19 protein-coding genes, 1 tRNA gene and 1 other RNA gene are annotated in these 22,950 nt (G+C 39.7%); 6 read left to right on the top strand and 15 right to left on the bottom strand.

What is annotated here, in order from left to right:
* Positions 1-283 precede the first annotated feature (283 nt).
* Positions 284-2,605, top strand: a complete 2,322-nt coding sequence (locus ACLV7W_RS04785) for a hypothetical protein (protein ID WP_061589815.1) — start codon at positions 284-286, stop codon at positions 2,603-2,605.
* Positions 2,606-2,697: 92 nt separating this feature from the next.
* Here ACLV7W_RS04785 and ACLV7W_RS04780 read toward each other — a convergent pair whose 3' ends face one another.
* From ACLV7W_RS04780 to ACLV7W_RS04770, 3 genes are read right to left on the bottom strand one after another with little or no spacing between them, the layout of a single operon-like run.
* Positions 2,698-4,656 carry a PTS fructose transporter subunit IIABC gene (locus tag ACLV7W_RS04780; RefSeq protein ID WP_411865525.1) on the bottom strand — a complete coding sequence of 653 codons (1,959 nt, stop codon included), beginning with the start codon at positions 4,654-4,656 and terminating at the stop codon, positions 2,698-2,700.
* Positions 4,653-5,564 carry a 1-phosphofructokinase gene (pfkB, locus tag ACLV7W_RS04775; protein ID WP_125443064.1) on the bottom strand — a complete coding sequence of 304 codons (912 nt, stop codon included), beginning with the start codon at positions 5,562-5,564 and terminating at the stop codon, positions 4,653-4,655. The genes ACLV7W_RS04780 and pfkB overlap by 4 nt, the downstream gene beginning before the upstream one ends.
* A complete protein-coding gene (locus ACLV7W_RS04770) occupies positions 5,561-6,301 on the bottom strand; it encodes a DeoR/GlpR family DNA-binding transcription regulator (protein ID WP_000920651.1) in 741 nt (246 codons plus the stop codon). The genes pfkB and ACLV7W_RS04770 overlap by 4 nt, the downstream gene beginning before the upstream one ends.
* 161 nt (positions 6,302-6,462) lie before the next feature.
* Between ACLV7W_RS04770 and ACLV7W_RS04765 the strand changes: the two genes are divergently transcribed.
* A tRNA-Ser gene (locus ACLV7W_RS04765) sits at positions 6,463-6,550 on the top strand.
* 78 nt (positions 6,551-6,628) lie between these two features.
* Here the strand turns inward: ACLV7W_RS04765 and ACLV7W_RS04760 are convergent.
* From ACLV7W_RS04760 to ACLV7W_RS04735, 6 genes are all read right to left on the bottom strand, one after another.
* Complete coding sequence (locus ACLV7W_RS04760) at positions 6,629-7,963, bottom strand: Nramp family divalent metal transporter (RefSeq protein WP_000094601.1); 1,335 nt, start codon at positions 7,961-7,963, stop codon at positions 6,629-6,631.
* Between the two features lie 297 nt (positions 7,964-8,260).
* Positions 8,261-9,612 (bottom strand): IS3 family transposase gene (locus ACLV7W_RS04755; protein ID WP_411865524.1). Its coding sequence is split into 2 segments (ribosomal slippage): positions 8,261-9,171 and positions 9,171-9,612, totalling 1,353 coding nucleotides; the frame shifts between segments, so codons are not numbered across the junction.
* Between the two features lie 99 nt (positions 9,613-9,711).
* Positions 9,712-10,059, bottom strand: a transfer-messenger RNA (tmRNA) gene (ssrA, locus tag ACLV7W_RS04750).
* A 61-nt stretch (positions 10,060-10,120) separates the two neighbouring features.
* On the bottom strand, positions 10,121-10,756 hold the full coding sequence (locus ACLV7W_RS04745) for an SGNH/GDSL hydrolase family protein (protein WP_261039142.1): 636 nt from the start codon (positions 10,754-10,756) through the stop codon (positions 10,121-10,123).
* Position 10,757: 1 nt separating this feature from the next.
* A complete protein-coding gene (locus ACLV7W_RS04740; RefSeq protein ID WP_084929981.1) occupies positions 10,758-11,585 on the bottom strand; it encodes an HAD family hydrolase in 828 nt (275 codons plus the stop codon).
* A 21-nt stretch (positions 11,586-11,606) separates the two neighbouring features.
* Positions 11,607-12,932, bottom strand: a complete 1,326-nt coding sequence (locus ACLV7W_RS04735; protein WP_411865523.1) for a CapA family protein — start codon at positions 12,930-12,932, stop codon at positions 11,607-11,609.
* A 326-nt stretch (positions 12,933-13,258) separates the two neighbouring features.
* Here ACLV7W_RS04735 and def point away from each other — a divergent pair, with 326 nt between their 5' ends.
* On the top strand, positions 13,259-13,870 hold the full coding sequence (def, locus tag ACLV7W_RS04730) for a peptide deformylase (RefSeq protein WP_023944298.1): 612 nt from the start codon (positions 13,259-13,261) through the stop codon (positions 13,868-13,870).
* A 380-nt stretch (positions 13,871-14,250) separates the two neighbouring features.
* On the opposite strand, the gene metG is transcribed toward def, so the two are convergent.
* The 4 genes from metG to ACLV7W_RS04710 form a co-directional block, all read right to left on the bottom strand.
* On the bottom strand, positions 14,251-16,248 hold the full coding sequence (gene metG, locus ACLV7W_RS04725; protein WP_411865522.1) for a methionine--tRNA ligase: 1,998 nt from the start codon (positions 16,246-16,248) through the stop codon (positions 14,251-14,253).
* Between the two features lie 124 nt (positions 16,249-16,372).
* Complete coding sequence (locus ACLV7W_RS04720) at positions 16,373-17,632, bottom strand: ABC transporter permease (protein WP_411865521.1); 1,260 nt, start codon at positions 17,630-17,632, stop codon at positions 16,373-16,375.
* A gap of 1 nt (position 17,633) precedes the next feature.
* A complete protein-coding gene (locus ACLV7W_RS04715; protein ID WP_000811471.1) occupies positions 17,634-18,335 on the bottom strand; it encodes an ABC transporter ATP-binding protein in 702 nt (233 codons plus the stop codon).
* Positions 18,319-19,521 (bottom strand): efflux RND transporter periplasmic adaptor subunit, encoded by a 1,203-nt coding sequence (locus tag ACLV7W_RS04710; protein ID WP_411865933.1) that lies wholly within the window; start codon positions 19,519-19,521, stop codon positions 18,319-18,321. The genes ACLV7W_RS04715 and ACLV7W_RS04710 overlap by 17 nt, the downstream gene beginning before the upstream one ends.
* A 289-nt stretch (positions 19,522-19,810) precedes the next feature.
* Between ACLV7W_RS04710 and gor the strand changes: the two genes are divergently transcribed.
* Together gor and ACLV7W_RS04700 are read left to right on the top strand one after the other, a co-directional pair.
* Positions 19,811-21,157: a glutathione-disulfide reductase gene (gor, locus tag ACLV7W_RS04705; RefSeq protein WP_411865520.1), complete on the top strand. Its 1,347-nt coding sequence runs from the start codon at positions 19,811-19,813 to the stop codon at positions 21,155-21,157.
* Between the two features lie 189 nt (positions 21,158-21,346).
* Positions 21,347-21,883 carry a biotin transporter BioY gene (locus ACLV7W_RS04700; RefSeq protein WP_084947564.1) on the top strand — a complete coding sequence of 179 codons (537 nt, stop codon included), beginning with the start codon at positions 21,347-21,349 and terminating at the stop codon, positions 21,881-21,883.
* 54 nt (positions 21,884-21,937) lie between these two features.
* On the opposite strand, the gene ACLV7W_RS04695 is transcribed toward ACLV7W_RS04700, so the two are convergent.
* On the bottom strand, positions 21,938-22,153 hold the full coding sequence (locus ACLV7W_RS04695) for a YdbC family protein (RefSeq protein WP_000807422.1): 216 nt from the start codon (positions 22,151-22,153) through the stop codon (positions 21,938-21,940).
* Between the two features lie 99 nt (positions 22,154-22,252).
* Here ACLV7W_RS04695 and ACLV7W_RS04690 point away from each other — a divergent pair, with 99 nt between their 5' ends.
* Positions 22,253-22,573, top strand: coding sequence for a hypothetical protein (locus ACLV7W_RS04690; RefSeq protein WP_084888448.1), 321 nt, complete (start codon positions 22,253-22,255; stop codon positions 22,571-22,573).
* Between the two features lie 30 nt (positions 22,574-22,603).
* Here ACLV7W_RS04690 and ACLV7W_RS04685 read toward each other — a convergent pair whose 3' ends face one another.
* Positions 22,604-22,942, bottom strand: a complete 339-nt coding sequence (locus ACLV7W_RS04685; protein WP_001196040.1) for an ATP cone domain-containing protein — start codon at positions 22,940-22,942, stop codon at positions 22,604-22,606.
* Positions 22,943-22,950: the final 8 nt, after the last annotated feature.

Here is a 22,950-nt window from a genome sequence, read left to right as displayed (position 1 = left end):
AGAAGATATGCAAAATTTTGAAATTTTGATATAATAAAACTATCAAAAAGTAAAGGAATGATTGGTATGAACGCAATCACAGCTCACAGCTCACAGCTCACAGCTCACAGCTCACAGCTCACAGCTCACAGCTCACAGCTCACAGCTCACAGCTCACAGCTCACGCTGATTATGTAATCAAGCGTATTTTTTGTCAAGCCCTAAAACAGACTTTTTCACATTTTTGTGAGAAGGTCTTTTCTGTTGTTTCTCAACTCAATGAGTTGATTGTTGGAGGTGTAAAATGGCTCCTCTAGCTATTGATAGAAGTTGGCAATCTGGAAATGAAAGAGCTGACAATTTATTTTTCTGGAGAAATTTCGGTTTTGATGAAAAAGATATTTTAATCGAAAATACTGATGGTATCATTAACGGAGCTCTGTTTGAATTTAAAAATAGCATTGCTGATCTTAATGCTGTGCTTGTTCAAGCTATCCACTATCTGTCTAAATTAAGGATAAAAGGTGGTATTCCTATACCAAGCAAAATCGTTTTAGTTGATATTAATAAAAATCGTGCTAGTGTTTATGATGCAACTCAATATCGTTTAGAAATTTTACAAAATTATACGAATAGTGCATCAAAAAATGTAAATCAGACCACTTTAAAAAATGCTACTAATCCTGAAAAAGTAATTGAATTTGATGTTCTTCAACCAAAAAGCCCTAAAAATCGTGAATTGTGTGAATTATTCCAAATAGACGAGTATCAAAAGTTTGAAATTGATTTTCCAAACATTTTAGGGTGGGCGAACTATATATACCGTCACGATAAAACAACAACAAAATCTCAAATGTTTGAGATGCTCAAACAACCATCTAATTCAATAGTCGAAAACTATATCTTACCTTGGTGTGGAGACGAAAGCGATTTTGACACCGTGATGGACGCATTAAATGACCCCGCAAATAGAAAAGATTTAGGAGCATTTTATACACCACTACCTTATGTTAAAGAAGCAACTAAACTTGTTCGTCAAGCTATTAGCAATCTTCCTAAAGGCATGGACTATGTTATTTTGGACAGATGTGCTGGTACAGGAGCATTAGAGCATTATTTAACCGAAGAAGAGTTAAGCCATGTTATCTTGAATACTTATGAAATAAAAGAATGGCTTGTTTTGTATAACAAATATATTGGGAAGGTACGGGCTATCATACCACCACTTTCAATGGTACAAGAAAACAAGGGGAACTTAGTAACAGGTGGGGATGCTTTAGCAGAAGAGTTTTTATCAATTCCAATGGAAACAGATGGAAAACATAATACATTACAAGAAGTCATAGATGACAAAAATGTTGCGATTATTGGTTTTGAAAATCCCCCTTATTCTAGCGAATTAGCCCGTGCTCAAGAAGGAAATGTTAAATCGATAGATAAATTTAGCTATATAAGGAAATTGATGTCCGATGAATTTGTTGGTGATAGTAACCATGCAAAAGATTTGCTAAATCAATTCGTTTGGTCTTTTGAAAAATACTTTATGAGAGATGAAAACGACTATTATATTTTATTTGCTCCTGTTAAGTATTGGAAATCAGTTGGTCTAATGCAAAAAATCTTTATTAATGGTTTTCTAGCAAACAGAGGGAACTTTAAAGCACAAGAAAGTTCCGTTTTGGTAGCACTTTGGAAAAACGATCAAGATAACGAAACTGAAAGTATTACTGTAACTGCTAAAGAAATATGGAGAGATAATAAAAAATGGGGAACTGGGAAAGGAGCAGCAGTCATTGATGTACCTGAGGATGCTATTCTTAAAGATGTGAAGCATGTCACTATAAAAAAAGTATACAAAACGCTAGGAGAATACTATTCTAAAAAGTTAAAAACAGATGTGTTATCTAAAATTGCTACTGGCTACGATGGTAAAGAAGTGCCATTAAAAAGCTATGGAAAACCTGTTTATAATGACAATATTTTAGCGGTTATAGAAGCCAGTGGTTTTGGTACTACTCCGCAGGACATAAGAATGACTAGAATTGCTATTTATCATGGACGAGGTAGTCAAGTTAGAACGAATAATTACGCAGAGCAAACTGCTTTATTTGTTGCCAAGCAATACCCTCAAAAAAACTGGTATGAAAGGGATATTTACTATACAACTGCTGATAAAGGGGATTTGTATACAGAGGATACAGATTTTCTTAGAAAATCTACATTATGGACTTGTATCTCTCAAAAAAATCATTGTTTGAGCTTTGATGGTTCTGATGGAAAGTTTTATAGTAACGAAATGTGCCTAGATAAGAACTCTCTAGTTCGTAAAGAATTGATCGAACAAGAAAAATATGGAAAACTTGATAGAGCTGACTTAATGTTGCTAGGTGTCTTCGATGAATTACTTGAACTAGCTAAAAATACTCAAGAATATAATCCAAAATACAATTATGGTACTTATCAAATTGAATTGGACATAAATACATCATACAAAGATGGTAATGATAAAAAGATATTCAACAATGAAAAAGTTAACACTAAACTAAAAGAACTTAAAACAAGGTTAGCTGAATACTACGAAAATGAGCTTGAAAGTAAATTATTTGAGTATGAACTATTGAAATAGTGAGAAGACGATTTCCAAACGGAAATCGTCTTTTTCGATATTGTTGAAATACTACATTTTGTGGTTGGTTTAAACTGGTATATAGTTCCCTTTTATTTAACTGCTTGTGGTTTGCGTAGGTAACCATAAACCACACCACTTACGATTGCTCCTACCAAGACAGAAACGAGGTAAAGAAGAGCATTTGAAGTAAGCGCGATAACGAAGATTCCTCCATGTGGCGCCATGAGTTTGATCCCAGTAAGACCAACGAGTCCACCTGCTACTGCTGAACCAAGAATGAAACTTGGGATCGCACGAGCTGGGTCGGCTGCACCAAATGGAATCGCTCCCTCAGTGATAAATGACAAGCCCATGATAATGTTTGTCAAACCAGAGTTGCGTTCTTCTTTAGTAAATTTATCTTTGAAAAGAAGAGTTGCAACAAAGATTGCAAGTGGTGGTACCATTCCTCCAGCCATAACTGCTGCCATAGCAACAGAACCACCTGAAGAAACAGTTGCTGCAAGCGTACCTGTACCAAAGACATAAGCTGCTTTATTGACTGGTCCACCCATGTCAACAGCCATCATTCCACCAAGGACGATACCAAGAAGGACAGCTGAACCTCCTCCAAGACCGCCTAGGAAGTCATTCATAGCAGTGTTGATTGCTGCCATCGGGATGTTAACAGCTAGCATGACAAATCCAGTAAAGATTGTTCCAAGAAGTGGCAATAGAAGGATTGATTTTGCACCTTCAAGTGAACGAGGAACTTTAACGTATTTCTTGATAGCAAGAACTAAAGCACCTGCGATAAATCCACCAACAAGGGCACCTAGGAAACCAGATGATACACCTGCAAGAGTTGAAGTTGCTTCACCACCTGCTGCATAGGGGATTTTACCAAAGGCAAAACCTTCTTTAGCAATAGCACCAGCCACAAAACCCGCTACCAAACCTGGTTTTTCAGCGATAGAGTAGGCAACATAACCTGCAAAGACTGGGAGCATCAAACCAAAGGCAGCTCCACCAATTTTCATAAACATAGAAGCTAGCTCATGGTAGGAACCAAGATTACCAAGATTTTCATTTGGAACACCCAAAGCACCGTCAATCAAGAAGGCAAGGGCAATCATGATACCACCGCCAATAACAAATGGCAACATTTGAGATACACCACTCATCAAGTGTTTGTAGAAGGCACCACCAAGGCTTTGTTTTTCGTTGCTTGCTGTCGAAGCTTTTGCTCCATTAGCAGCACGGTAGACTTCAGCATCTCCTGAAAGAGCCAAGTTAATCAATTCTTCTGTTTTACGGATACCGTCAGCAACTGGACGATTGATCAATGGTTTGCCATCGAAACGATCCATCTCAACCGCCTTGTCTGCAGCGATGATAACAGCTTTAGCCTTGCGGATGTCCTCAGCAGTTAGTTGGTTTCCAACACCGCTAGCACCGTTGGTTTCAACCTTGATTCCAACACCCATTTCAGCAGCCACTTTTTGAAGGGCTTCTTGAGCCATGTAAGTGTGAGCAATACCTGTTGTACAAGCTGTAACAGCAACGATAAACTCATCAGAGTCATTAGTAGGTGCTTGAACTGCCTCCTCAGCTTTTTCTGAAGCTTGATTAAAAAGTTCGATAACTTGGTCAGCTGATGTTGCTTGACGAAGTTTGTCAGCAAAACCGTCTTTCATCAAGTATTGAGACAATTCTGCCAAGGCTGCTAAGTGAGTATCATTGGCACCTTCTGGAGCTGCAATCATAAAGAAAAGGTCAGTTGGTTGCCCATCCAAGCTCTCGTAGTCAACACCCTTGTTTGACTTGGCAAAGAGAACTGTCGCTTCTTTTACAGCAGCATTTTTGCTGTGAGGCATTGCGATTCCATCACCCAAACCTGTAGAGGTCAGAGCTTCACGCGCCAAAATTCCTTCTTTAAATGTTTCAAAATCTGTTACATAACCGTGGTCTGTCAAACTTTTAATCATCTCGTCGATGACAGCTGTTTTTTCAGTTGCCTGCAAATCCAGCAACATGACTTCTTTTCTCAATAGGTCTTGAATTTTCATCTTTTTTCTACCTCAACTTTTTCATATGTTTCTTTAATAAATTCTGCTGTTGCCAAGTCATCTGAGAAGGTGGTTGCCGTTCCGCAAGCCACTCCCCATTTGAAGCCTTCTACTGCGTCTTTTGATTTGACAAATTCACCTGTGAATCCAGCGACCATAGAATCACCAGCCCCAACTGAATTTTTGACTGTCCCCTTGATTGGTTTAGCAAAGTAAGCTCCCTCAGATGTGACAAGAAGGGCACCATCACCAGCCATAGAGATAATCACATTTTGAGCACCTTTAGCCAGTAACTCTCGCGCGTATTTCTCAATTTCATCTAAACTGTCTAGTTTAACCCCAAAAATCGCTCCAAGTTCATGATTGTTTGGTTTAACCAAAAGTGGCTGGTAGTCCAAACTATCAATCAAAGTCTGTCCTTCAAAGTCACAAACCACTTGCGCACCAGTCTGGCGCGTCAAGGCAATTAGATCCTTGTAGATAACATTACCTAGATTCTTAGCACTTGAACCTGCAAAGACAACCGTATCTTCTGCTGTCAGACTTGAAAGAATGGCTTTTAACTCTTCAAGTTGTTCGGGCTCAACAGTTGGACCCGTTCCGTTGATTTCTGTTTCTTGGTCTGCTTTGATTTTAACATTGATACGAGTATCTTCTGCCACTTGAACAAAACGTGTCTCGATTTCTTCATCAGCCAAAGTATCTGTGATAAATTTACCAGTAAAGCCTCCGATAAATCCCGTCGCTGTATTTGGAATATCTAAGCGCTTCAAAACACGACTGACATTGATTCCTTTCCCACCAGCAAACTTATCATCACTGTCCATACGATTGACACTACCGACTTGAACTTGGTCCAAACGAACGATATAGTCAATGGATGGATTGAGTGTGACTGTATAAATCATACTTCTATTACCTCCGTTTTCTCCTTAATAGCCTGCAAGAGCTCATGCCCTTGACTTGTGATAACAATAGCTCGTTTGAGTGGTGCTACCTTGGCAAAGCAAGTTTGTCCAATTTTAGACGAATCCACCAAGACATAGGTCTGTTTGGCATTTTCTAAAATAGCACGCTTCACAGCTCCCTCTTCCATATCAGGAGTCGTATAATAACCATCGTCCACACCATTCATCCCGATAAAGGCACGGTCAAAGTGCAATTGGTTAATCTGGTTAAGAGCAACGCCCCCGATACTAGCATCTGTCGCCATCTTGACACTTCCTCCAACCATGACAGTTGGAATCTGCTTTTCAACCAACTGAGCGGCATGGTGAATCGAATTTGTCACAACAGTAATATTCTTATTAACCAATTCATGAATCAAAAAAGCAGTTGTTGTTCCAGCATCGATAAAGATGACATCTTGTTCCTTGATGAGAGAGGCTGCCTTCTGAGCCAGCAACTTCTTTTCTTGAAGGTTTTTGACAGATTTTTCTTGAATGGTTTCTTCTTCCTGCAAGGAATGGGGCAATTCTGCTCCACCATGCACGCGACGAAGCTTGTTTTCCGCTTCCAACTCATCCAAATCTCTTCGAACCGTTGATTCTGACGTTTCTAACAAACTAACTAATTTTTCTAGAGAAACTACATGATGTTGATTTAACTCCTCTAAAATCAGTTGCTTCCGCTCTGTTTTTAACACTGAATCACCTCCTGTTATCGTTTACACTATTCATTCTATCACACTTTCTTTCAAAGTCAAGCGCTTTTTATCATTTTCTTTCAAAATCTATCATTTTTCTTATTTCCAAAATTTTTATTGCAAGATAAGAGCCTTTATGGTAGACTATTTGAGTAAGTATTGGAAGATTACTCAAGAGGCTTAAGAGGCCGTGTTGGAAACGCGGTAGGCGTGTAACAGCGTGCGTGGGTTCGAATCCCATGTCTTCCGTTTATTTTAAAAAAGATACCCAAGAAATCTTGGGTATCTTTTTTCTTATATGCTTGTTTTATAACTCGGGTGAATTTCTTAGAAAATATCAAATAACAATTTCACATTGAGAATTGTTAAGATAATGGAAACGATATAGCCAAGGATGGTATTCCATTTGGCATTGGTAAATTCTCCCATCAGTGATTTCTTAGAAGTTAGATAAATCAGTGGGAAGATTGAAAATGGAAGAGCAATCGAAAGAAAGACTTGTGAATAAACCAATAACTGATCTAATGTTTTTTCCTGATGACCAAACAGAACCGCTACAATCATGACAGGCAACAAGGCAAAGAGACGAGTTGCCAAACGAATGAACCATTGAGGTAATCTCATATGCAAGAAACCTTCCATAACGATTTGTCCAGTCAAGGTACCCGTAATTGTCGAATTTTGACCACTGGCTAATAAAGCCAAGGCAAACAAGGTTGATAAGGTCGAGCTAGCTATAGCTCCTGCAATAGTAGAATCCTGCAAGGCATTATACATTTGAGAGAAGGCAGAAATCTCAGATGCATGGCCGAAAAAGAGAGCCGCCCCGAGAATTAATAGAAGGGAGTTAACCACAAAGGCCAAGGATAATTGGAGATTTGAATCCCAGGTCATAAAGCGCACGGCTTTTCGAACATCATTCTTGTCCTTGTGATTGATTTTCCGAGTTTGTGACAAGGAAGAATGCAAATAGAGGTTATGGGGCATAACCGTTGCTCCCACGATCCCTAGTGCCAAGGTTAATTGACTTTCATGCCCTGGCAAGGGACTTTCAAATAAGGTTGCATTCGGTAGATAACCCTCAACGATTCCTTGGAAGCTTGGATGTGACAAAGCTACCAGATAGGTAAAAATTGCTAGAATGGTTAAAATCAGTGTTGTCACAATAGCTTCAATCTTCTTAAAGCCAAATTTCATCAGAAGCAATAAGAGAAAAACATCCAACACGGTCAAGAGAATTGCTATCATAATCGGAATCTTAAAGAGAAGATTGAGAGCAATCGCTGAACCTAGAACTTCTGCCAGATCTGTCGCCATCAAGGCTAATTCTAAAATCACCCATAGACTATAACGAAGCCATTTAGGTGAATGATGAGCCGTTGCTTGAGCCAGGTCCATCTGGGTTACAATACCAAGCTTTCCTGCCATCTGCTGAAGTTGCATGGCAATGAGAGATGAAATCAAGATAACAAACAAGAGACTATACTTATAGGAAGCACCACCGACTACACTGGTAATCCAGTTTCCTGGATCCATATAACCAACTGCGACAAGAGCACCCGGACCTAAAAAGGCATTTAAATTTTGCCAGAAATGATTGTTATTTGGAGTATCGATAGATTGATTAATCTCAGAGAGTGACACTTTTTTATGAGAAGACATAGATACTTACCTCTTTCTAAACCTACTTTTTCATTATTTTCTATTAGAGAAAAATAAGATTGACTTTAAACTATTAAAACAATGAAAACTATATGAAAAACATTTAGTTTTTTCATTATTTTTCTTAAGGCACCTTAATTATAACAGAAAATATGATAAAAACTTAAGAAAATTCAGGACTTGATTTAATATTTAGGATACAACAAAATGTTGTATTCTTTTTTTGCAAAAGAATACCAAAGAATAAAATAAAAAACGTTGTAAAATGTACTGACCCCAAAAAGTTAGACAATTAATTTATCCGAAGGATTTAGTTCTGTATTGTACAGGGCTAAGTCCTTTTAGTTTTACCTTAATTCGTTTGTTGTTGTAGTAATCGATATAGTCTACAATGGCTTGTTCCAATTGCTTAAGCGACTGAAACGACTTCTCATAACCGTAAAACATTTCGGATTTTAAAATGCCAAAGAAAGATTCCATCATACCGTTGTCTGGGCTGTTGCCCTTTCGTGACATGGATGCTTGAATTCCCTTACTCTCTAGGAACCGATGATAAGAATCGTGTTGGTATTGCCAACCTTGGTCACTATGGAGAATCGTATTCTCGTAGTGTTTCTCTGTGAAGGCCTGTTCCAACATCTTTTTTACTTGTTCTAAATTAGGAGAACAAGAAAGATTAAAAGCAATAATTTCGCTGTTAAATCCATCTAAAACAGGCGATAAATACAATTTCTGCGTGCTATTTGGAATGGCAAACTCTGTCACATCCGTATAACACTTTTCCATTGGTCTCGATGCTTCAAACTGGCGTTGAATGATATTCTCTGCTTTCTTGCCAATCTCTCCTTGGTAGGAAGAATACTTTCGTTTACGGCGAATTCGAGCACTTAAACCAAGGATTTTCATCAGACGTTGGACCTTCTTATGGTTTACTATATGACCACGATTCCTCAATTCAAGAGTTATTCGGCGATAGCCATAATTTCCTTTGTGCTCAGTAAAAATAGCTTGAATTTCAGCTTTAAGATCTTTATCTTTGTCAAGCCCATCTAGTTCCTTCAACTGATAATAGTAAGTTGAGCTAGGTAAACGAGTCACTTCAAGAAGTAAATCTAGTCGAAATCCTCCTGAAGCCATTTCTCTAATTGTCTCTGCCTTTCTCGCTGTATGGCTTCGTCCCTGTCTTCCAGCTCTTTTAACTTTTTTAAGTAAGCCACCTCAGTACGTAAGCGTTCATTCTCCTCTTGGAGTCGCTCTAGTTCTGTCATTTCTTCCCAGGTTTTCTTCCGTTTACGTCCCATTTTAGTTGGTCTCCCTCTTGTTTTCTCAACAATAGTATACCCGTTTTTCTTATATTGTGCTAGCCAATTTGGAAGCATACCACGATTTGGGAGAGCATATTTGAGAGAAACTCTATCTTGAGACCAGTTTTCATGTAAGACTTTATTAATCATTTCTTGTTTTAAATGAGGAGAATAGTAACGATTTTTCCCTTTTTTGACGAACTCTATTCCGTAACGATCAATCAATTTAATCATGTACCTAATATTAGAATTATTTATCCCAAATTTATTTGAAAGCTTCTCTAAGCTATATCCTTGTTTTCTAAGTTCATAGATCTGAACTTTATCATCATAAGTTAATTTCATAATAAAAACACCCCAAAAGTTAGATTTTTTCTGTCTAACTTTTGGGGTGCAGTTCAAAAAACAACGTTTTAGAAAGATTTACAAAACAATGTAAATTATCAATGGAGCCGGTGGGAGTCGAACCCACGTCCAAACATCTGCTAACATATTTGTCTACAACCATAGGTTATGTATTCGTTTAACAGTCCCTCGACACATAACTCAAGCCTAGAAACCGCGAGTCTATCAATCTCTTATCAAGCCGCTAGACAAGACTTGATCGTATCTCGCTAATAATAAGACCTGTCATTGAACACGAGCAATCCAAATCGGGTCACGCCTGCTGGTTTTTAGGCAGCTAGAGCGTAAGAAGTGTTATTTTTTGCAGTTATATTTAACTGAGCGTTTACGTCGCCACACGAGTCGCAAAATATGCCTCATAATGCCTGTCGAATCCGTAACGACCCCAAAAGACAATAAAACCATTATACCTTATCTAACACAAAAATGCAAAAAGGAAAGCAATTAACTACAAAAGATAGTCTTTCAAAGATTTTGTCAAAACCTGATAACCAGCAACACTAAGGTGCAACCCATCAGTTGTATAATCTTTTTTGAGTTGACCTGCCTGGTCTGTCAAACTATCAAAAACTGGCACAAATTCTACCTGCATATAGGCAGAAGCAAGCTCTTGATAGGCTTGATTCCATTTCTGAATTTTTTCATTCGTGCGGATATAGACTGTCTGCTTGTACTCTTCTCCCTCATTGACTGGCAAAATAGAAAGCAATTTAATCTCAGTCAATGGATAATCGCGAGCAATGGATTGTATGATAGCTTCAAGATTATTGAGAGCCTCATTCACAGGAACATCTTTTCCGATATCATTTGTCCCAATCAGAAGGACAATTTTATCTACCGCTCCACCGTACAGATGCGCATCTAGATTTTCTAATAACAGCCCTGTCTGATAACCTCGAATGCCTCGATTGACAATCGTCTTTGCAGTCCCAAATAGTTCCTGCAGAGGATAATATTCGACAATGGAATCCCCAATAAAAAGAATATCTGGCTCTACAACAGAAACTTGATTTAAGTGACGATACTTGGTTTGGATTTTTTCTTGTTCCTTTAGTAACCAATTTTCTAATAACTGTACTGCCACTTCATTCTCCTTTTTCTAACCAGTTTTCCAAGACTTGATAAACTCCTCCTTGGCTGTTGGCTGGCGCTAGAGCAGTAGCCACAGCTTTGGCTCTATCATCAGCATTTTCCATCGCATAGGCAATTCCAGCCATTTCAAGCATTTCAACATCATTTTCACTGTCACCAAAAGCCATGATTTGTTGGGGGTTCAAGTCCCAGCGCTTGAGTAATTCTTCCAAGCCCCATGCTTTATGAATCCCAGCTTGGAGGATATCAATGCAACCATAGCCACTGGATACAGCCCGAACACGGCCATCAAAGAGGTCATTGATTTCTTCCAAGACCGAACTCAAACGTTCCTCACCAACAACCATACTCATCTTGAGCACACCACCAAAGAGGTCAGATGTTAACTCATCCACAAATTGCATCCGTTGGTAGAATTTTTCAATCATTTCTGGAGTCATAAAACTTTCAAGGTCTGTAAAAATCGTACCTTCTTTGACGAAACCACCCTTCATAGCCGTCACAACAAACTGATCCTGACACGCTCGACCCTTGAAATGAGCCAAAGTCTTATCGACAATGGCATCATCCCAAGTCTGAGCCTGAATCAATTCATTGTTTTCAAAAATACGAGCACCGTTTGCAACAACCAGAACCACTCGATCGACCAAGTGCTCCAGGAGTTGCCTCATGCGGTGAATTTCATTGCCCGTCGCAATGACAAAACGAATACCCCTTTGATCCAACTGATCTAAAATCTTTTCCAAGCGTGGGAGATCAAGCTGGCCTCTAGCATCCAGCAAGGTCCCGTCCATATCTGTTGCAATTACCTTAATCGTCATTTACTTCCCTCTGGATTCAAGCTAATCCCACTTCAATCCCACATGTTCGTTCATTTCTTTATAGGCTGTATCAATTCGTTCCTTAGTCGCTTCATCTAACTTGTCACGATGACTACCACCCTCGATAAAATCTTCTAAGATATAGGTTTGGTAAAGGAAGAGTGGATAACCTTCTGGAGAATAGGTTCCTTTTGGTGTACGGTTTACCCAAGAAGGATGCGCTTTGGCAGTTTCGATTGTCGTCTTACCGGCTTTTTTCTTAATAGTCACATCCATGAGCACGCCACGCTCTGTCCACTTAGCATTCTCTTCATCTTGCATGGTTTCAATTCGTTGATTGGAAATGAAGTTCCCCATTGAATAGATAATGAGTTTCTTGTCTCCATCTTTTTCAACCGTTTCAGATGGTTCAACTACGTGAGGGTGCCCTCCAAAGATAATATCAGCTCCCCAATTGATCATCTTGTGATAAAGAGCCTTTTGTTCTTCAGTTGGTTCCAAGCGATACTCCACACCCATCTGAGGCATGATAATGGTGATATCTGCTTCCTTCTCTGCTCGTTCAATTTCAGCCTTCATCTTGTCTTCATTTAAGTCTGAAAGATAGCGGTTATAGTCTTCTTGAGAAATACTTTGCTCAATTCCATTAAATCCATAAGAATAAGCCAAAAGTGCAACCTTGATACCGTTCACTTCCTTGATAACCAGAGGAGCTTGATCACGGGACTCATGCGTATACACGCCAATAGGTGTCATTCCTGCCTTTTCAATAGCATCTGCTGTTGAGACCACACCTTCTATTTGTGAATCTAGGATATGGTTATGCGCCAAATCAAGCACTTGATATCCGGCATCCTTGATGGCATCCATGATTTCGCCAGGCGCATTAAAGAGTGGATAACCTGCCAAATAGTGGTCCTTGTTCACAGTGCCTTCAAAATCACCTATAATCAAGTCTGCTTGTTTGAGCCATGGCTTCACATAATCAAAATTTTCATGAAAATCATAGGTTCCATCTTCTTTTAAAGCAGAACGATAAATCGGAATATGATAGAGGAGGTCCCCATTGGCCATAATTCTGGCAGTTTTTTCCTCTTCCTGATCTTTGGAATTTTGATTCGTCTTATTAGCTTCTTGAGAAATGGCATCCTTTTTTTGACTAGTCATTGGAATTCCTTGGAAACTTTCAAACAACAAGACCAAGCCCATTGATAAAGCAACTGCTAGCAAGAGTATCGCCACAAATCCCTTATTACTCCACTTGCGATAACTTCTAAAAAAGTTTACAAAGCCTCTCACAAAATGAAAAACTGGTCCACGTTTATGTCTATCTTGTCTTCTTTGCATCTTCATTCTCCCTACTTTCTAATGCAAGCCTTTTCTTTTTATTATATCACAGATAAGTAATTCTTTCACAATTGATACTCTTCGAAAATCAAATTCAAACCACGTCAGCGTCGCCTTACCGTATATATGTTACCGACTTCGTCAGTTCTATCTACAACCTCAAAGCAGTGCTTTGAGCAACCTACGGCTAGTTTCCTAGTTTGCTCTTTGATTTTCATTGAGTATGAATTGAACATCCTATCTATTTTCTATAAATCCTAAAGGCTGTAATACTTTCAATCCTTGTCATTTTGTGTTATCATGTAGAAGTAATGAAAGGAGAGAAAATGTCTGCTATAGAACGTATTACAAAAGCTGCTCACTTAATTGATATGAAAGATATTATCCGCGAAGGGAACCCAACTCTACGCGCGGTTGCTGAGGAAGTTACTTTCCCCTTGTCTGACCAGGAAATCATCCTTGGTGAAAAGATGATGCAATTCCTCAAACATTCCCAAGATCCTGTCATGGCTGAAAAGATGGGACTCCGCGGTGGGGTTGGACTTGCTGCTCCTCAATTGGATATCTCAAAACGCATTATCGCTGTTTTGGTACCAAATATTGTTGAAGAAGGCGAAACTCCAGAGGAAGCTTACGACTTGCAAGCTATTATGTACAATCCAAAAATCGTCTCTCACTCTGTTCAAGACGCTGCTCTTGGTGAAGGAGAAGGTTGCCTCTCTGTTGACCGCAACGTGCCTGGCTATGTTGTTCGTCATGCCCGCGTTACTGTTGATTACTTTGACAAGGACGGCGAAAAACACCGCATTAAGCTCAAAGGTTACAACTCCATCGTTGTTCAGCATGAAATTGACCACATCAACGGAATCATGTTTTACGATCGTATCAATGAAAAAGACCCATTTGAAGTTAAAGATGGTCTACTGATTCTTGAATAAAGAAAATCCCGTTGCAAGACGGGGTTTTGTGTTATAAATATTGGATGAGAGGAATTATAACCAACATATGTAGCAAGGGATTAGCTAAGACACCTTTTATCCACGGAATAAGTACCTTATACCAATTCATAGATGAAGGACAATTCAATGCCTTGGTTAACTTGACTAAGAAAATGGTTTGACAGGACGAGTTCCTCTAGCCTGGAAAATACAACTTGATTACGGTTCTAATCTTGATTTTCTTTGTGAAACTTAGGAAAATATCTCAACTATTCTTACATCTATTATACGAATTTACACAAAGAAAAGGCCTTAGAAACTTGTAGTCTAAGGCCTTTGTCTTCGTTCTGACAAATGTACATAACGTTGGTCTTTTACTTTTACCCAATCACACTTCCATTTGGTACAGCTGGATCAACTGTGAGAAGGGTTAATTTTCCATCATGTTCAGCTGATAGGATCATACCTTGGCTGACATATTTCTTCATCATTTTACGAGGTTTGAGGTTAGCAACGATTTGAACTTTCTTGCCGACCAATTCTTGTTCATTTGGATAGTATTTTGCAATTCCTGAGAGGATTTGACGATCTTCGCCATCACCAGCATCCAAGCGGAATTGAAGCAACTTATCTGAACCTTCTACTTTAGACACTTCTTTGACTTCTGCGACACGGATTTCGACCTTGTCAAAGTCTTCAAACTTGATTTCTTCCTTGTTTAGTTTGAGTTCAACTTCGTCTGGGTTCCACTCTTTTTCGACTGCTGGTTTGTTGCCTTCCATTTGTTCCTTGATATAGGCGATTTCTTCTTCCATATCCAGACGTGGGAAGATTGGTGTTCCTTTGGCAACTACAGTTACACCTGCAGGGAAGTCAGCCAAGCTCAAGTTTTCAAGGCTTGCTACTTCTTCCAAGCCAAGTTGAGTCAAGACCGCGCGACTGGTTTCCATCATAAATGGCTCAATCAAGTGTGCTACGACGCGGAGGCTGGCTGCCAAGTGGCTCATGACACTTGCCAATTGGTTACGGAGAGCTTCATCCTTAGCCAAGACCCATGGAGCTGTCTCGTCGATGTATTTGTTAGTACGAGAGATAAGAGTCCAGACTGCTTCAAGCGCACGTGGGTAGTCAACTGCTTCCATGTGTGTATGGTAGTCAGCAATTGATTGTTCTGCAACCTCAGCAAGAGCATGGTCAAATTCTGTTACACCCTCTACATAGGCTGGAATTTGTCCATCAAAGTACTTGTTAATCATAGAAACCGTACGATTGAGGAGGTTCCCAAGGTCATTAGCCAATTCGTAGTTGATACGGCCTACATAGTCTTCAGGAGTGAAGGTTCCGTCTGAACCGACTGGAAGGCTACGCATGAGGTAGTAACGAAGTGGATCTAGTCCATAACGCTCTACCAACATTTCAGGGTAAACCACATTCCCTTTAGACTTAGACATTTTGCCATCTTTCATGACGAACCAACCGTGGGCAATCAAACGTTCTGGCAATTTGATATCCAACATCATAAGAAGGATTGGCCAGTAGATTGAGTGGAATCGAAGGATGTCTTTTCCTACCATGTGGAAGACTGTTCCATTCCAGAACTTGTCGAAGTTACCATGTTCGTCTTGACCGTAGCCAAGAGCTGTCGCATAGTTAAGAAGAGCATCAATCCAAACATAGACAACGTGTTTTGGATTTGATGGTACCGGAACACCCCAGGTAAAGGTTGTACGAGAAACTGCCAAATCCTCTAAACCTGGCTCGATGAAGTTGCGAAGCATTTCATTCAGACGACCATCTGGAGTGATAAATTCAGGATGAGCTTTGAAAAATTCTACTAGACGGTCTTGGTACTTGCTAAGACGAAGGAAATAAGACTCTTCAGATACCCATTCCACTTCGTGACCTGATGGAGCGATACCACCAGTCACATTTCCGGCTTCATCACGGAATACTTCTGCAAGCTGGCTTTCTGTAAAGAATTCCTCATCTGAAACTGAATACCAACCAGAGTATTCACCCAAATAGATATCATCTTGAGCCAGCAAGCGCTCAAAGACTTGAGCCACTACTTTTTCATGGTAATCATCCGTTGTACGGATGAATTTATCGTATGAGATATCGAGTAATTGCCAGAGTTCTTTGACTCCAACTGCCATCCCATCAACATAGGCTTGAGGTGTAATGCCAGCTTCTTCTGCTTTCTGCTGGATTTTCTGACCATGCTCATCAAGACCTGTCAGATAAAAGACATCGTAGCCCATCAGGCGTTTGTAACGTGCTAGGACATCACAGGCGATGGTTGTGTAGGCAGAACCGATATGAAGTTTACCAGATGGATAGTAAATCGGCGTTGTAATATAAAAATTCTTTTCAGACATAATTTTTCCTTTCCAGGCAAATGAAACCTGTTTTTCTAACACTTCATTATATCATATTTTTACTGATTTTCGATAGGGAAATCCATACAAAAAACAAGATAGACGAGTGTCCATCTTGTTTATTCTATTCATAACGAAGGGCTTCAATTGGATCAAGTTTCGATGCCTTGTTGGCTGGCAAAACTCCAAAAATCATACCCACGCTAGCCGATACTGCCAGACTAAATAGGGCAACTGGGATTGATACTCCCACTTCTATACCCGCAATCAAACCTTGCAATAGTATACCAGCTATAGCGGTTAAGCCTGTTGCAATAGTCAAACCAATGACTCCACCAAGCAAGGTCAATATCATGGATTCAATCAAAAACTGGATTAAAATATTGGCACGAGTTGCACCCAAAGCCTTACGGAGACCAATCTCACGCGTACGCTCCGTCACCGAAACCAGCATGATATTCATAACACCAGTCCCTCCAACAAAGAGGGAAATCCCTGCAATGGCACTAATAATCGTAGTTATAAAGCCGAACGTTTGTTGAATTTCGTTGAAGGCTTCTGTTGCATCTGCTACCTGATACTCCCCTTGTTGGAGACCTGAAATCTCGGTCATTCTTCTTGCCAACTCTGGCCCCAAAGTTTGGCTCAAGCTGGTATCGTTAACACGAAAGACAATATTTGAAATCTCGTCTGTGTTAAAATTGACCGCAAGAGAAATATTAGTCGTAATTGGTAGTCCTCCGACTCCAAAGGTTTTTACAGCCTTAGCTTCTTTACTTTCATAGACACCAATAACACGGTAGCTGATTTCATTTACTTCAACAATCTGATTGAGTGCATCTTTTGCTGAACCAAAAAGGCTATTAGCTAGTTCATCATCTAGGATAATCACACTTGCAAAATCTTTATAATCTTGCTCTCTAAGACCACGACCTTCAATGATTTCATTTTCGACCGCATCCATATAAGTGACATTTCCACCTGTCATGTTAGCGTGTTCGACTTTTTTATCCTTATAGGTTAAGGTAACATTCATCGAGTTGGTTACATAGTAATTATCCACTCCCTTCATTTTAGCTGCCTCCTTGACCCAAGATTCTTGCGGTTTTGGTGGTTCCACAGGAACTTCCTCTTCTTTTCCAGAAACCGTAAAAGCTGATTGTTTCTGAGTAAAAGATCCATCTTTACTTTTTTTAGAAGAGAAAAAGACACTGATATTTTTCTGAGATTTGGTCATGTTTTTATTGAGTTGTCGAGACATGGAATCCCCCAGAGCCATAATTACAACAACTGAGGAAACACCGATAACAATCCCAATCATAGTGAGAAAAGAGCGCATCTTGTGGGCCATGATAGATGAAAAGGCAAATTTCAGATTCTGCATCTTAGTTTTCCTCCTTTTCTAACTGAGCACTGTCAGATGAAATAACTCCATCTCGAATGACAATCTGGCGTTTGGCATATGCTGCAATCTCAGGCTCATGCGTTACCATAATAATGGTTTTTCCTTCTTTATTTAGTTCAACTAATAATTGCATGATTTGGTTACCTGTTTTGGTATCCAAGGCTCCTGTCGGTTCGTCCGCTAGGATGATAGAAGGATTGTTTACCAAGGCACGCGCAATAGCCACACGTTGCTTTTGACCACCAGATAATTCTGAAGGCAAATGGTGACTACGTTCGGTCAATTCAACCTTATCTAAATATTCCTCGGCTAACTTGCGACGTTTTGAAGCCGAAACTCCTGCATAAATCAAGGGCAATTCTACATTTTGCAGAGCATTGAGTTTGGATAGAAGAAAAAACTGCTGAAAGACAAAACCGATTTGTTGGTTGCGAACCTTGGCTAATTGTTTTTCACCCAATCCAGCTACTTCTTGGCCTTCAAGATAATATTCTCCACTGGTTGGTGTATCCAACATGCCGATCGTATTCATGAGAGTGGACTTACCAGAACCAGATGGTCCCATAATGGCAACAAACTCACCCTCATTCACTTCTAGGTTGATATTTTTGAGAACCTGCAGTTCTTGGTCACCATTACGGTAACTCCTGCAGATATTTTTTAGACTAATTAGTTGCTTCATCAGCCTTCACCTCTTTTCCTTCCTCTAGAGAAGACGTTGGGTTACTGATGACCTTGACTCCATTTGTCAGACCTGAAGTGATTTCTTGGTTGTCTGCATCAGCATTTCCCAAACCAACTTCCACTTTCTTGGCCTTTTTCTGCTCGTCAAGCACCCAGACATAGTTCTTATCATTTTCAGTCACAACACTTGTTAGAGGAACCAAAATGGCTTTACTCTTATTCTTGACCTCAACACTTACTGAGAATCCTTGTTTCAAATCACCGATTTCACTTGTAACATCGATGGTATATGGATATTTAGAACCAGAATTACCACCTGCTGCGGCAGTAGCTGCACTTGCTGCTTCACCATTGTTTTTAGGGTAGTCAGAAATGTAGCTAATCTTACCAGTCCAGCTCTTATCTTGGTAAACTTTAGAAGTAAAGGTTACTTCTTGTCCTACAGAGAGGTTGGCAAGGTTATATTCAGATAGTTCCCCCTTAACTTGCAAGTTTTCATTGCTAACGACATGAACTACCACCTGGCTAGCTCCAGTTGGAGATTTAGAAACATTACGGTTGACTTCGACCACAGTTCCCTCTAAGGTACTGAGAACCGTCATTGCATCCAACTGACTTTGAGCCTTACTTAATTGTGCTGCTGCATCTGCACGAGCATCACGAGCATCACCTAGTTGCGCATCAATAGATGACACTGAATTTCCTGAGACTGGAGTTGGAGTTTGGGCTGCTACACCTTCGCCTCCTGCTGGTACTGGTAACTGGGGAGCTGAAGCAGCTTCATTTCGTGCTTGATTGAGTTCATTGATATGACGATCTGCCTTAGCAACTGCTCGACTCGCTGAATCATAGGCCGCCTGGGCTTCTGAACTACTGTACTTGACTAAAGCCTGTCCTTCACTGACCTTATCACCCACAGAAACAAGGATTTCATCTAAATCACCCTTACTAGCATCAAAATAAACATATTGTTCATTTTTTGCTGTTACTGTCCCTGACAATAAAACAGAGGATGCCACGCTTCCTTCCTTGGCAACAACAAGATGAGTAGCCTCATCTTTTACAGTAGTCTGAGAAGGTTGTCTAAAGAGCAAAATGCCCCCAGCACCCAATACAACTACACTCGCAGCACCGATTGCTGCATACAATTGCCACTTTTTAGCTTTACCATTCTTTTTCATAATGAAACTCCTTTTTGATTTAAAGTTCTTAACAATATTATACAAAAATTATCAATTTGAAACAATAACATTTCAGAACGAAATAATGACATTTCAGGATTTAATTATTGTTCGGAATTTATTCCACAATCATTGTACTAGATATATAATACACTTTATTTTTGTTTTTTGCAAGCCTTTTCTTTAAATTTTTTGAACGTAGCAGATTTTTGCAATCACATCAAAAAAAAGATAGAATATGACTATCAAAAAATGACACTCTACTATTTAAAAGAGTACAAAGGAGTTTTCAATGAGAGAATATGATATCATTGCTATCGGTGGAGGTAGCGGAGGAATTGCTACCATGAACCGTGCTGGTGAACACGGAGCCAAAGCGGCCGTTATTGAGGAAAAGAAACTAGGTGGAACCTGCGTCAACGTCGGCTGTGTTCCTAAGAAAATCATGTGGTACGGGGCGCAAATCGCTGAGACTTTCCATCAATTTGGAGAAGACTACGGCTTTAAGACTACTGACCTTAACTTTGACTTTGCTACCCTACGTCGCAATCGTGAAGCCTATATTGATCGCGCTCGTTCTTCTTATGATGGCAGTTTTAAACGCAACGGTGTAGACTTGATTGAAGGTCATGCTGAATTTGTAGATTCTCATACTGTTAGCGTAAATGGTGAACTGATTCGTGCTAAACATATCGTGATTGCTACAGGTGCCCATCCAAGTATTCCAGACGTTCCTGGTGCTGAGCTAGGTGGCTCTTCTGATGATGTATTTGCTTGGGAAGAATTGCCAGAGTCAGTTGCCATTCTAGGTGCTGGTTATATTGCCGTTGAATTGGCTGGAGTACTCCACACTTTTGGTGTCAAGACAGACCTCTTTGTTCGTCGCGATCGTCCTTTACGTGGTTTTGATTCTTACATCGTTGAAGGTTTAGTCAAGGAAATGGAAAGAACAAACTTGCCGCTTCATACTCACAAAGTTCCTGCCAAGTTAGAAAAAACTGCTGAAGGCATTACCATTCATTTCGAAGATGGTACTAGTCACACAGCTAGCCAAGTTATCTGGGCTACAGGTCGCCGTCCAAACGTTAAGGGCTTGCAACTTGAAAAAGCTGGTGTTACTCTGAACGAACGTGGCTTTATCCAAGTAGATGAATACCAAAATACGGTTGTTGAGGGAATCTATGCTCTAGGTGATGTAACGGGTGAAAAAGAACTGACTCCAGTTGCTATCAAGGCAGGACGTACCCTATCTGAACGCCTCTTTAACGAAAAAACTACTGCAAAAATGGACTACTCAACTATTCCAACTGTTGTCTTTTCACACCCTGCTATCGGAACTGTTGGGCTGACAGAAGAGCAAGCTATTAAAGAATACGGCCAAGACCAAATCAAGGTTTACAAATCAAGCTTCACTTCTATGTACTCTGCTTGCACTTGCAACCGTCAAGAAACACGTTTCAAATTGATAACAGCTGGTTCTGAAGAAAAAGTTGTCGGACTTCATGGAATTGGCTATGGTGTTGATGAAATGATTCAAGGATTTGCTGTTGCTATCAAAATGGGAGCAACCAAGGCTGACTTTGATGCAACCGTAGCGATTCACCCAACTGCATCTGAAGAATTTGTAACCATGCGTTAATCGAAATAAAAGAAGCTGATACAAATGTGTCTGCTTCTTTTTTGATGATTTACGAAATGATGAAAACAACTTACCCAGTCAGGAAAATCGGCCGTTACAGTTTTTGTTACCTTGCTCTATAAAACAAGTTGACAATAATGTTCTTACGAGTATAATAGTTACTATACATCAGAAAAGAGGTTAACTATTTTGAAAAAAGCTCACGTTTATGCTATCCCTGCTATTGGGGCTGCTCTCATTGCTGTATTGGCACAAATCACTCTTCCAATTGGACCTGTTCCCTTCACTCTGCAAAACTTTGCAATCGGCTTGATTGCTACTGTCTTTAGACCCAGAGAGGCTGTACTTTCTGTTGGACTCTATCTTCTTCTAGGTGCTATCGGTCTTCCTGTCTTTGCAGGAGGGGGAGCTGGATTGCAGGCGTTGGTTGGTCCTACTGCAGGCTATCTTTGGTTTTATCTTGTTTACTCTGGACTTACTTCATCTCTAACTGACAGCAAGAGTGGAGTTGTCAAGATTTTTCTTGCAAACCTCTTGGGTGATGCCCTTGTCTTTGTCGGCGGGATTCTAAGCTTGCATTTCCTAGCTGGAATGCCATTTGAAAAAGCTCTTGTTGTAGGAGTTTTTCCCTTTATCATTCCAGACCTTGGTAAACTTCTTGCTATTAGTCTTATTAGTCATCCACTACTTCAACGCCTTAAAAATCAGGCTTACTTTACCAACTAAAAAAAGGATATCGAGTTGTCATAACTCAATATCCTTTTCTTTCATTTTGAAAACTTAGTTGCCTTTAAAGGCATCCACCATGGTTTGAAATTCTTCATTAGAGAGGGTAATTCCCTTGCCCATTTTAGTATGATCTGGACTCCAAGCACGAATATCAAACTTTGCAGGGGCACCATTAAAGCTCACACGGTTGATTTCCTTGGTCCAACCTTTTTCGTTTTCAGAAAGAGTCAACAAGTGCTCTTCGATTTCAAATGTAAATTCTGCCATTTTCTTCTCCTTTTTTTAGCTTTCATTAGTTTATTCGTAAAATCTTGTAGATTTTACGAAAATTTTATATAATATTGATATAAAAGAAGGGAGGCCAATATGAGACATAAATTCCAGCAAGTTCTAGATAAAATACATGACTTTTTAAATGGACATGACCAACCTGACCAGACTGAAACCAACTCCCTAACTGCTACTATTGAAGAGGCTATCCAGAAACAAACTGCTGTTCACCTTATCTTGTCTGAGACAAGTTTTACAGGTGACATCATCAAATACGATCAGCAACGCCAGCAAATTATCGTGAAAAATTTTGCTAAAAATGTGACCCGTATTATCCGCATAAGCGATATTCAACGCCTACGATTTGTCCCTTCAACTGTCCAAACAGCCCAAAAAAATAGATTTAAGAAAGAGTGAGATGTAGTTGCTTCATCCCACTCTTTTTTCTTAGCGAATTTGTTCAAAATGTAAATGAACCGCGATATGATCTCCATAACCACTTCTTTCCAAGTCACGTTGTAGACGATAGGAAATGTAGTGTTCTGCTATGGTAATGTAACCTGCACCCAGTAAACGATGTTCAACCATAGACTGAATCATGCTGATGGTAGCACGTTCCACCTTGGCTTCTTCCAAATCCAAAACCACTTTCTTAGTGACTTGTGCAAGGTTTTGACGCAAATCATCTGTCAATACATAGACAGTCTGGGCTGCCTTTAAGATAGCTTGGTAAATCTTATCTGGATTAAATTCAGCAATTTCTCCATCACGTTTGATTACTTGCATAGGTTTCT

It is taken from the genome of Streptococcus mitis, assembly GCF_965111735.1.
Lineage (GTDB): Bacteria > Bacillota > Bacilli > Lactobacillales > Streptococcaceae > Streptococcus > Streptococcus mitis_DR.
The sequence above is the reverse complement of the archived record's forward strand: the minus strand, read 5'-3'. Positions and strand labels throughout refer to the sequence as shown.